The 11,416-nt window shown below is 69.1% G+C and carries 7 protein-coding genes; 3 read left to right on the top strand and 4 right to left on the bottom strand.

Translation table 11 applies throughout. The features are described from left to right. Window positions 1-115 precede the first annotated feature (115 nt). Window positions 116-2,458: a Tex family protein gene (locus tag ACAG26_RS15285; protein ID WP_370483588.1), complete on the bottom strand. Its 2,343-nt coding sequence runs from the start codon at window positions 2,456-2,458 to the stop codon at window positions 116-118. A gap of 134 nt (window positions 2,459-2,592) precedes the next feature. Between ACAG26_RS15285 and ACAG26_RS15280 the strand changes: the two genes are divergently transcribed. Next, window positions 2,593-4,290, top strand: a complete 1,698-nt coding sequence (locus ACAG26_RS15280) for a patatin-like phospholipase family protein (RefSeq protein ID WP_370483585.1) — start codon at window positions 2,593-2,595, stop codon at window positions 4,288-4,290. A gap of 7 nt (window positions 4,291-4,297) precedes the next feature. Here ACAG26_RS15280 and ACAG26_RS15275 read toward each other — a convergent pair whose 3' ends face one another. Further along, window positions 4,298-5,236, bottom strand: coding sequence for a DMT family transporter (locus ACAG26_RS15275; protein ID WP_370483731.1), 939 nt, complete (start codon window positions 5,234-5,236; stop codon window positions 4,298-4,300). Window positions 5,237-5,260: 24 nt separating this feature from the next. Continuing rightward, window positions 5,261-6,130 (bottom strand): oxidoreductase, encoded by an 870-nt coding sequence (locus ACAG26_RS15270; protein ID WP_370483583.1) that lies wholly within the window; start codon window positions 6,128-6,130, stop codon window positions 5,261-5,263. 57 nt (window positions 6,131-6,187) lie between these two features. Here ACAG26_RS15270 and ACAG26_RS15265 point away from each other — a divergent pair, with 57 nt between their 5' ends. Beyond that, window positions 6,188-7,186, top strand: a complete 999-nt coding sequence (locus tag ACAG26_RS15265) for a diacylglycerol kinase family protein (protein WP_370483582.1) — start codon at window positions 6,188-6,190, stop codon at window positions 7,184-7,186. Window positions 7,187-7,199: 13 nt separating this feature from the next. On the opposite strand, the gene ACAG26_RS15260 is transcribed toward ACAG26_RS15265, so the two are convergent. Next, entirely contained in the window at window positions 7,200-7,481 is a 282-nt protein-coding gene (locus tag ACAG26_RS15260) for a hypothetical protein (protein ID WP_370483580.1), read from the bottom strand. A 694-nt stretch (window positions 7,482-8,175) separates the two neighbouring features. Between ACAG26_RS15260 and ACAG26_RS15255 the strand changes: the two genes are divergently transcribed. Further along, complete coding sequence (locus tag ACAG26_RS15255) at window positions 8,176-11,412, top strand: thioester reductase domain-containing protein (RefSeq protein WP_370483578.1); 3,237 nt, start codon at window positions 8,176-8,178, stop codon at window positions 11,410-11,412. Window positions 11,413-11,416: the final 4 nt, after the last annotated feature.

Here is an 11,416-nt window from a genome sequence, read left to right as displayed (position 1 = left end):
CGTTGGCCCGGTACCGCGCGGTTCTTGCGCACCGGTTGATCGATCGTCGAGCCTGCAGCAACGGCGCCCGCCGTGGCTACCGGCTCGACGGCCCGGCCACGGCCCCCGCGCCCGGTTACCTCCCGAAGCCGGCGTCGCGCAGCGCCTGCGCCATCGACCCGGCGGCGGGGGCGGAGTCGCGGCGACCGGAGTCGCGGCCGCGACCGGGGTTTCGCCGTTCCCCGTGCCGCTTCTTGCCGCCGTCACCACGCTTGCCACCCTTGTCCTGCTGCGGCGTGTCATTGAGCCGCAGGCTCAGCCCGATCCGCTGGCGTTCCACGTCGACGTCGACGACCTTGACCCGCACCACCTGCCCGGATCGCACCACCTCGTGCGGGTCGGAGACAAACCGGTCGGCCATCGCCGACACGTGCACCAGGCCGTCCTGGTGCACGCCGACGTCGACGAACGCGCCGAACGCGGCGACGTTGGTCACCACCCCTTCCAGCACCATGCCCACCTTGAGGTCGGCCACCTTCTCCACGCCGGCCGCGAAGGTGGCGGTGGTGAACGCCGGCCGCGGATCGCGTCCGGGCTTTTCCAATTCGGCGAGGATGTCGGTCACCGTGGGGATCCCGAACCGGTCATCGGCGAAGTCGGCGGGTTGCAGCGACCGCAGCAACCGCTCGTCGCCGATGAGTTCGGCCAGGGTGATGCCGGCCCGGTCCAGGATGCGCCGCACCACCGGGTAGGCCTCCGGATGCACCCCGGAGGTGTCCAGCGGGTCGTCGCCGTCCCGAATGCGCAGGAACCCGGCGCATTGCTCGAACGCTTTGGGTCCCAGCCGCGGCACATCCAGCAGGGCCCCGCGGTGGCGGAACGGCCCGGTCTTGTCGCGGTGCGCGACGATGGCCTCGGCCAGCGATTGGGTGACCCCGGACACGCGCGACAGCAGCGGCACCGACGCCGTGTTCAAGTCGACGCCCACCGCGTTCACGGCGTCCTCGACGACGGCGTCCAGGCTGTGCGCCAGCGTGCCGGGCGCCACGTCGTGCTGGTATTGCCCGACGCCGATCGACTTCGGTTCGATCTTCACCAGCTCGGCCAGCGGATCCTGCAGGCGGCGCGCAATCGACACCGCTCCCCGCAGGGTCACGTCGAGCTCCGGCAACTCGTGGGCGGCGTAGGCCGACGCCGAATACACCGACGCGCCGGCCTCGCTCACCACGGCCTTGGCGGGGGCGGCGGCACCGGCGGCCCGGATATCGGCGATCAGTTCGGTGGCCAGGGCGTCGGTTTCGCGGGACGCCGTCCCGTTACCGATGGCGATCAGCTCCACCCCGTGCCGGGCGACCAGCGCCGCCAGCGTTGCCTTGGCGGTGTCCCATTGCTTTTGCGGTTGATGCGGAAAGATCGCGCAGGTGTCGACGACCTTGCCGGTGCCGTCCACCACGGCCACCTTGACACCGGTGCGGTAGCCCGGGTCCAGGCCCAGCGTGGGGCGGGCACCGGCCGGCGCGGCCAACAGCAGGTCCTTGAGGTTTTTGGCGAACACCGCCACGGCGTCCTCTTCGGCGCGTTGCCGCAGCCGGATGCGGGCGTCGACCGACGCGGAGAACATCAACCGGGTGCGCCAGGCCCATTTCACGGTGTCGGCCAGCCACGCCGTCGCGGCGCCGGTCCCGGCCAGGTCGATGCCCAGCGACTGGGCGACCATCGCCTGGTAGGTCTCGTCGGCGCCGCCGTCGAAGGTCAGCGCCAGCGCTTCCTCCTTTTCCCCGCGCATGACGGCCAGCACCCGGTGCGACGGCATGGTCTCCAGCGGTTCGGCGAACTCGAAATAGTCCCGGAACTTTTGCGCCGCCGCACTTTTCGCCGACTCCTCGGACCAGGGCGCGGTGCGCAGCGCGCCGTCGGCCCAGAACTTTTCCCGGACGGCGCCGACGAGCTCGGCGTCCTCCGATGCCCGTTCGACCAGGATGTGGCGCGCCCCCTCCAGCGCGGCGGCGGCATCGGCGACCGCCTCACCCAGGAACTCGGCGGCCGCCTCCTCCGGAACCACGGTGGGGTCGGCCAGCAGCCGGTCGGCCAGCGGCTCCAGGCCGGCCTCGCGGGCGATCTGCGCTTTGGTGCGGCGCTTGGGTTTGTAGGGCAGGTAGATGTCCTCGACCCGGGCCTTGGTATCGGCGGCCAGCAGCGCGGTCCGCAACTCGTCGGTGAGCTTGCCCTGCTCCTCGATCGAGGCCAGCACGGTGGCCCGGCGGTCATCGAGTTCACGCAGGTAGCGCAGCCGCTCCTCCAGCGTCCGCAGCTGGCCGTCGTCGAGGCTGCCGGTGGCTTCCTTGCGGTACCGGGCGATGAACGGGACGGTGGCGCCCTCGTCGAGCAGCCGTACGGCCGCCGCGACCTGGGCCTCCGCCACAGCCAGTTCCTCGGCCAGGCGGGTATTTACCGACTTGACGGTTAGGCTCGCTGTCACGCGCAGGGACCCTACCGAATGGGTCTGACCGTACGGGGTTGGCTGAGCTGGGCTCGGCGAGTCTTGGTGGCTGACCCCGCCGCGGACCGACCCCACGCGTGGCGTCCGCCGACTCGACACCAGGAAGCAGGCCCATGCAGATCCCGTTCGCCGACGCGGTGTTGCGGGCGTTGGACCGCCGCCCCGCCGCACCGGATCCGGACGTGGACATCGACGACCTCGACGACCTCGACGAGACCGTCGACGAGTTCGTGGACGCCGACCTGCCGTCGACCGACACCGCGCTGCTGCTGCAGAAGATGGAGAACCGGCTGGTCCGGCATCACCTGCGCAACCCGGACGTGGTGAGCGGCGAACAGCTGCGCCGGCTGCGCTACGTGCTCAACTTCGCGCGGCTCGCCGACTTCGAGCCGGGTGCGGCCGGCCCGGGTGGCACCCGCGGGCGCGGCGACGTGTCCGTGGGCGCCGAAATCGCCGCCTGGCGCGCCCGGGTCGCCGACGCCTTCGACGGACCGCTGCGCGAGGAGCGCGACACGGTGACGGCCCTGAAAGCGGCCCGCGACGTGCTGGCGGGTCTGGCCGACGACCAGGCTGAGCAGCGGCAGCTGCTGGCCGACCACCATCGCAACGAGTTCTCCGTCGCCGAACTGGACGCCGAGGTCTGCTACAAGAAACTGGTCACCGTCCTGGGCGGTGGCGGCGGCGCGGGCTTCGTCTACATCGGTGGCATGCAACGGCTGCTGGAGGCCGGGCAGGTGCCCGACTACATGATCGGCTCATCGTTCGGGTCGATCCTCGGCAGCGTCGTCGGCCGCGCCGTGCCGGTGCCGATCGACGAGTACGTCGCGTGGGCGAAAACGGTGTCCTACCGCGCCATCCTGGGGCCGGAGCAGATGCAGCGCCGGCACGGGTTGACCGGGATGTTCTCGCTGCGCTTCGACGAGTTCGCCGAGGCGTTGTTCCGCCGCGAGGACGGTGCGCGGATGCGGATGTCGGATCTGGCCATCCCGTTCGACGCCGTGGTGGCCGGCGTGCGCCGGCAGTCCTATGCGGCCTTGCCGTCCCGGTTTCGCCAGCAACGGCTGGCGGCGCTGCGGTTGCGGTCCATCCCGTACCTGCCGATCGGCATCGGCCCACAAGTGTCGGCGCGGCTGTGGCAGGTCGCGGCGTTCATCGACTCCCGGGTCACCAAGCCGATCGTCGTCGGCGGCGACGAGCTGACCCGAGACTTCAACGTCGTTGACGCGGCATCGTTCTCGTCGTCGATCCCGGGTGTGCTGCACCACGAGACCAGCGACCCCGACATGTACCCGATCCTCGACGCGTTGCTGGCGGACAACGACGTCGGCGCGCTGGTCGACGGCGGCGCGGCCAGCAACGTGCCGGTCGAACTGGCCTGGAAGCGGGTGCGCGACGGTCGGCTCGGCACCCGCAACGCCTGTTATCTGGCGTTCGACTGCTTCCACCCGCAGTGGGATCCGCGGCACCTGTGGCTGGTCCCGATCACCCAGGCGGTGCAGCTGCAGATGGTGCGCAACGCGCCGTACGCCGACCATCTGGTCCGGTTCTCCCCGACGCTGTCGCCGGCCAACCTGGCGCCGTCGGCCGCCACCATCGACCGCGCCTGCCAGTGGGGGCACCGCAGCGTCGATCGGGCGATCCCGGTGACCTCGGCACTGCTGGAACCGACGTGGTGGGACGGCGACCGGCCGCCGGTGCCCGGCGCCGAGCCGACGCCGCTGGCGAAGTCGGTGGCCGCGTCGATGAGCACGGTGATGAGCGCGATCCCGCTGCCCACCCAGCGGTTCATCCGGTGGCGCCGGTCGAGCTGAACTACCGTCAGTCGGTCACCTGTTGGGTGGACGCCGTCGGCAGGTCGGGGTGTTTCACGTCACGGCCGGCACCGGCCGACATGCTGGCGGCCTCGCCGCGGGCCAGGGCCACCGTCGCGACGATCACGACCACCACCATCGCGATCAGCAACACCCACTCCGGACCGTCGGCTTCCAACGTCTCCTTGAGCACGGTCGCGCCCAGCGCCACGGCCACCACCGGCTTGGCGACGGTGATCGTCGGCAGCGACGCGGTCAGGGCGCCGGCGCGGAACGCCGACTGCTGAAAGATCATTCCGGCCGCCCCGGCCAGGATCCAGGCATACAGCTCGGGGGTATACAGCAGGTGGCCAACGGGTTGGTGCAACACGTCGACCACGCCCTTGGTCAGCACCGCGAACAACGCCAAGCACGAGCCGGACACCGCCGCCAACAGCACCGCCGCGAACGGACGATCCGCCCAGCGCCGGGCGGCCAGCACGCACAATGTCAATATCGGGCCCATAATGACGGCCACCACGAGCCAGGCTTGCAACGAGCCCCGCGATTGGCCGACCGCCGGGTCGGCAGTCTTGATGAGCGCGGCCAGCGCGGCGACCAGCACGACCGCCCACACCCACTCCCGGCCCGTCACCCGATGACCGGTGACCCGGGCATAGATCGGCAGCGCGAACAGCAGCACCGTCACCTGCAGCGCCGTCACCAGCATCACCGAGCCCCTATCGAGGGCCGCAGCCAGCAGGCAGTAGCTGGCGACGTCACCCACCCCGCCCAGCCACCACCGGAAGTCGCGCACCAACATGCCGAACAGCTGCAGGTGGCCCACTTGTTCGTCGGTGACCTCCTGCGCGGCCCGCTGACGGATCACGCTGCCGACTGCGGCGGCCAGCGCCGCGCACAGCGCGAGGAACCCCGCGATCGTCGGATCCGGGATCGCGATATCCATAATCGACATTGGGTGTCCTCTGCCTTAGAGCGAAAATTTCACGGCTGTGAGCTGCTCGGACAGTTCCCACAGCGCGGTGGCGGTGGTTGCCCGTTTGGCCAGCGGGGTGCGCCAGGTGGGCTGGGTGCGCCCGTACAGCCCGAATCGGGGGCCGATGAACGTATTGCCGGGCAGCTGCTGCGACGCCGCGTACAGCGTCTGGCGGGCGCCGAAGTCGGCGTCGGTGGACACCACCCGGTCGACGCCCAGCACCGCGGTGTCGACGAACTTGCTGCCGGAGTTGCCTTGCAGGTTGGTGTGCGACCAGCCGGGGTGGGCGGCCAGCGCGCGCAGCGGTGATCCGGCCGCGTCCAGGCGCCGCTGCAGTTCCTTGGTGAACAGCAGGTTGGCGAGCTTGGACTGGCTGTAGGACAGCCACGCCGAGTACGGCCGAGACTTCCAGTTCAAGTCGTTGAGGCTGACGTAGCCGAAGTGGTGCATCAGCGAGGACACCGTCACCACCCGGTCGGTGATCTTCGGCAGCAGCAGGTTGGTCAGCGCGAAATGGCCGAGGTGGTTGGTGCCGATCTGGCTCTCGAAACCATCGACGGTCAGCGCGTACGGCACGGCCATGACCCCGGCGTTGTTGACCAGGACATCAACGGTCGCGATGTCGTCGGCGAAGCGCTGCACCGACGACAGGTCCTGCAGGTCCAGCGGGCGCACCTCGACGTCGCCGGTCATCCGCTGCGCGGCGGCCTCCCCCTTCGCCACGGTGCGCACCGCGAGGATGACGTGGGCGCCGACTCGGGCCAGTTCGCGCGCGGTCACCTCGCCGAGGCCGCTGTTGGCGCCGGTGACGATCACGGTGCGTCCGGCAAACGACGGCAGATCCGCTGCGGTCCAATCAGACATGGCAGCCACCCTAATCCCCGGCCACGTCCACCCGGCCGCCGCAGGTATCGTGCACGGGTGTATCTAGCCGTCATCGTCAACCCGCAAGCCCGCAAGAACCTCGCCGCGCCGGGTGATCGCAGCGCCGCGTTGCGGCGCATCGTCGGCCAGTGGGGCGAGGTGCACGAAACCGCCTCGGTCGAGGACCTTCGCAACACCATCAAGCAGCTCAATCCGCGGGTCACTCACCTGGTGGGCGACGGCGGCGACGGGGCGCTGCACTGGCTGGTCAACGAAATCGAGCATTGCGTCCCTGACCAGGAGCGGTGGCCGACGTTTGTGCCGACCAACGGCGGCAGCGTCAACGCGGTCGCGCGCAAGGCGCGGATCCGCGGACGGGCCGATGCGATTGTGCGCGCGTTGACGGCCGCGGCCAAGGCGGATCAGCCGCCGCCCGAGGTGTGGCTCGACACGCTCGCGCTTGACGGGCAGACCGCCGACGGCGCGGCGTTTCATCGCCTGTGCTTCGGGCTGGCCGCCGGGGGTGTCGGCAACCGGTTTTACGACAAGTACTACTCCAACCCCGATCACGGCCGGTTGGCCGTCGCCCGGGTGATCGGGCGCTCGTTGGCCGACTACCTCGCCAACAAGGTGGCGCCCGGCCGGGTGCACCGACCCAACTGGGCGTCGCACCTGTTCGCGCCGACGCACGCCCGCGTGGTCATCGACGGCCAGGAGGTCCCAACGCGGACCCACCGGTTATTGCACGCCGGCGCGATCGACCTGCGGATCGGCGGACCGCTGCGGCTGTTCCCCCAGGCGTCCGAGCCCGGTCTGCTGCACTTTCAGGCCGGGGAGACATCGCCGTCGCGGATCATCGTGCAGCTGCCCGCGGCGCTCACCAACGGCAGGATGCGTGGCGAACGGGTTCGCGACGTCAACGGCCACGAGATGATCATCGAGGCCGAAGACGAGCCGCTGTCGCCGATCATCGACGGTGAGCGGTTCGAGGGCATCGTCAAGTTGGTGGCCCAGGCCGGGCCGCGGGTCCGCGTCGCGCAGGTCGTCGCCTCGTAACGACACGCCCGGGTCAGCGCCGGGTGCGGATGGCGTGAGTGACCTGGGCGGACAGCTTGGGGTCGCTCAACAGCTGATCGATGAGCGCGGCGAGAACCTCTTGACCGGTGACCCGGGCCAGCCCCAGCCGGTCGGCGGCTTCGCGCTGCCAGTTGTCCAGCGCGCGGTGTTGGGCCAGTGGCAGATCGACGGTGCGCCGGGTGCGTTGGATGCGCGGTCGTCCGATGACGACGGGTTGGGTCGGCGCGGCGGCGACCGAGGGCCTGGACGGTGTGCGGGACCTGTCGTTGCTCATTTGGTGCGGCCTCCCGTGTACGGCTTATGTCAGTATATGAGGACATCAGTGACGATCCACCGGGCGCTCGTCCCCCCAGCAGGTGGAGTTACGCGATGTCGCTGGACCCCCAGGAGCCTCGGCAACGATGCCGCGCTTGGCTGGCTGCGGGTTCTTAACCGAAGCGCCACGGTTCTCGTCGTGGGCACCGGAGAAGGTTGCTACGAGATCGTACACCCTCCCGGAACGGCGCCCTAATGCTGCGATATCGACGTTTGCGGATAGGCCGCCCGCAGACGATGGACGAGCTGGCCGCAGGCGGTACTATTGAGTGAACTCCAGCCCAACGATCATTGAATTGCCAAACACGTAGATCCGCACATCAGTATCGGCGTATCCGCAGCACTTACGGCATTTTAGCAGTTCAGACCAGCTCTACTGAGATACGGATTGTAGTATCCGCAGAGCTCCGCAGTTACGGCAATTCGTTAATCATGGCACCAGGAAACGTAGCGTGCTGCGGCGTGCAAATACGGAGATTCTGGAATAGATCCGAGTTAGCCTGGGAGATACTTGTGAATTTAATATACGCTGGCCAAAACGCGTCAAATGACTTTGCTTGATGGTGCCCGGTGGCGCTAGTATCGCCTTACCGATTGTGGTGAAGGACGTTGATTCCGGCTAAGGCCGATTGGACGAGAGGATGGCGACGACTATGAAGACGCTGATCGACTACCTGCAGATGTGGGAAGCGCAGAAGCCCGACCAGACCGTCTTCCGGTTTGTCGACGTCGAGGGCCGCGAGCTCGAGCACTACACCTACCAAAGCTTCGCGGAACGCACCCGTGAGCTGGCCGCCTACTTGTCCGCCGAGGCCGGGCTGCAGCGCGGGGACCGGGCGCTGCTGGTCTACCCGCCGGGGCTGGAGATGGTGGCGGCGTTCTACGCCTGCGCGCGCATCGGGGTGATCGCCGTCCCGGTCAGCCCGCCGTTGCCGATGTCGTTCGAGGCGGGGCTGGCCAAGCTCAGCTTTATCGCGCGGGATTCCCAGGCCAAGGCGGTGCTGTCGACCAAGCAGCTCGAGTACGACTTCCGGATGCTGCTCAGCAACCAGCAGGGCGGGCTGCCCTGGGCCGACATCGCGCAGCTGCCGGAACTGCCCTGGTTCGCCACCGACGCCACCCAGGACTTCGGCGGCGCCCCGGTGGCCGACACCCCCGGACCGGTGCTGTTCCTGCAGTACACCTCCGGCTCCACCAGCGATCCCAAGGGTGTGATCGTCAGCCACGCGAACATCATCGCCAACGCCTCGGCCTTCGACGGCGCGCTGGTGGCGGCCAGCTGGCTGCCGCAGCACCACGACATGGGCTTGATCTCCGCCTACCTGTTCATCATGGTGCTCGGCGGGACCACGCACGGCATGTCGCCGGTGGACTTCCTGCAGCGGCCGTCGGCCTGGCTGCGGCTCATCAGCGAGACGGGCGCCAGCCACGCACCGTCGCCGAACTTCGGCCTGGAGTACTGCCTGCGGGAGGACAAACTGCCCGACGCCGAGCTGGCCGGCATCGACCTGAGCAGCCTGGACAGCGTGGTCGTCGGCGCCGAGCCGCTGCGGGACAAGACCTTCGCCCGTTTCCGGGAGCGCTTCGCCCCCTACGGGCTGCGGCCCGACGCGGTGACCGGCGCGTTCGGTTTGGCCGAAAACACCCTGGGTGTGTCGCTGTGGGGCCGTCAGACCGTGACGGTGAACAAGCGGGCGCTGGAGCAGAACCTGGTGCGGATCGAAAAGGCCCTGCCCGAGAACAACAACCAGACCCCGCTGGTGAGCTCCGGCAAACCCATTGCCGGGAACGTGATCCGCATCGTCGACCCCGACACGCGGCGGGACCAGGGCGAGAACCGGATCGGCGAGATCTGGGTGGCCGGCGCCTCCAAGGGCGGCGGCTACTGGCACCGCCCCGAGGTCAGCGCGGAGACCTTCGAAGCCCGCATCGTCGGCGATGACGAGCACACCTACCTGCGCACCGGCGACATCGGCTTCCTGTACGAGGGTGAGCTGTTCGTCTGCGGCCGGCGCAAGGACCTGATCATCGTCCGCGGCGTCAACTGCTACCCCTCGGACATCGAGGCCATCGCGGAGCGGTCGGCCCCGCAGATCCGCAAGGGCTGCGTCGCCGCCTTCTCCGTCGAGCGCGACGAGCAGGAAGCGCTGGTCGTGGTCGCCGAGGTGCGTGACAAGGACACGTTGCCCGACGGCAAGATGCTGGCGCGCGCGATCCGTCGGCACTGCCACATCGACCCGCACACCATCTTGTTCGTGCCGCCGCGCAGCGTGCCCAAGACCACGTCGGGCAAGATCCGGCGCGCGCAGACCCGCACCCTGTGGCTGGACGGCAAGCTGACCGTGCTGGGCAGCTACACCCACCAGGTTCAGGAGGCGCCGGCCATCGCCGTGGGTCCGCTGGAGCGGTTCCGTGACCTCATCGAGAGCTACGACCTGACCGGGACCGAGGACTGCTCCTTCGCCGACCTCGGTATCGACTCGCTGGCGCTGGCCCAGCTGCGCACCGACCTGCAGGCCCTGCTGGAAGAGCACGGCGCGGGCGGGTTGGCCGAGGAGGTCAACACCCGGCTGTTGCAGCGGCTGACGGTCGCCGAGTTCTTCGGGTTGGTGCAGCAGTTCGGCGATGGGTCCGGGCAGGCGCTGGACACCCTGCGGCAGGCGCTGGATCAGATTCGCGCCGACTACGACGCGTACGAGACCAACCAGATGCGCGCCGACACCCGGCTGCCGCTGCCGGCGCTGCCGCCCGCGCGATCGGGTGCGCCCAGCGACATCCTGCTCACCGGGGCGACCGGATTCCTCGGGCCGTTCCTGCTGGCCAGCCTGCTGGACCAGACGTCCTACCGGATCCACGCGCTGGTTCGCGCCACGGATGCGGCGCACGGCCTGGACCGGATCATCGCCGGCCTGCGGCAGGCGCAGATCTGGTCGCCGGCACGGGAATCCGAGGTCCGGGCACGGGTCCAGGTGGTCTGCGGCGATCTGGCCGAACCGCACCTGGGTCTCGGTGAGGCGGGGTTCGCCCAGCTGGCCGAGAGCGTCGATGCGATCGTGCACAACGGCGCCCTGGTCAACTACATCCGCACCTACGACGCGCTGCGGGCCACCAACGTGATCGGCACCTGGGAGCTGTTGCGGCTGGCCATGACCACGCACCGCAAAGCCTTCCACCTGGTCTCCAGCACCTTCATCTACGGCTGGAGCACCATGCCGGTCGTCGGCGAAGACTACGCGAACGAGGAGATGGCCGGCCTGGACTTCGGCTACTCGCAGACCAAGTGGGTCGGTGAGCAGCTGGTGCTGTCCGCGCAGCAACAAGGGCTCGACGTGCGGATCTACCGGCCATCGCTGATCTCCCCGACCAGCGCGGGCTTCGGCAGCTCCGACGACATCCTGGTGCGGCTGACCGCGTTCATGATCGAGCACGGCGTGGCGGTCAACGCGCTGAACCAGATCAGCCTGCTGCCCGCGGATCTGATCGCCGAGCACATCGTCTCGCTGATGGGCCTGCCCGGTGAGGCCGGCACCGTGTTCAACCTGACCGCGGATGACTACTACAACCTCACCGATGTCACCCGGGTGTTGTCCGAGCGCTACGGCTACCGGTTCGCCTACCATGACATCCCGTCCTTCACCACGGAGGTCAACCACCGCGCCACGCCGGGCGACCCGCTGTACCCGCTGGTCGATTTCCTCACCCGGTCGGCCGGCAAGATCACCGCGATGCGGGACAAGCGCTACGACAACGCCCAGTACCGTCAGGCGCGCGAGCTGGCCAAGGTTCGTACCCACGAGCCGCCGCTGGCCGAGACGATCGACGATCTGGTGCGGTTCCTGCAGCGCGAGCGGCTGATCACCGAGGCCGAAGAGGCGCAGCGCAGCGCCTAGCCCG

Origin of the sequence: Mycobacterium sp. pUA109 (assembly GCF_041287095.1) — a bacterium.
GTDB lineage: Bacteria > Actinomycetota > Actinomycetes > Mycobacteriales > Mycobacteriaceae > Mycobacterium.
This window is presented reverse-complemented; position numbering and strand designations above follow the sequence as displayed.

What these genes read in the sequence shown, in the direction of transcription:
- ACAG26_RS15280 (WP_370483585.1), top strand. Translation starts at nt 2,593, where the DNA reads ATGCAGATCCCGTTCGCCGACGCGGTGTTGCGGGCGTTGGACCGCCGC.
- ACAG26_RS15275 (WP_370483731.1), bottom strand. Translation starts at nt 5,236, where the DNA reads ATGGATATCGCGATCCCGGATCCGACGATCGCGGGGTTCCTCGCGCTG.
- ACAG26_RS15270 (WP_370483583.1), bottom strand. Translation starts at nt 6,130, where the DNA reads ATGTCTGATTGGACCGCAGCGGATCTGCCGTCGTTTGCCGGACGCACC.
- ACAG26_RS15260 (WP_370483580.1), bottom strand. Translation starts at nt 7,481, where the DNA reads ATGAGCAACGACAGGTCCCGCACACCGTCCAGGCCCTCGGTCGCCGCC.
- ACAG26_RS15255 (WP_370483578.1), top strand. Translation starts at nt 8,176, where the DNA reads ATGAAGACGCTGATCGACTACCTGCAGATGTGGGAAGCGCAGAAGCCC.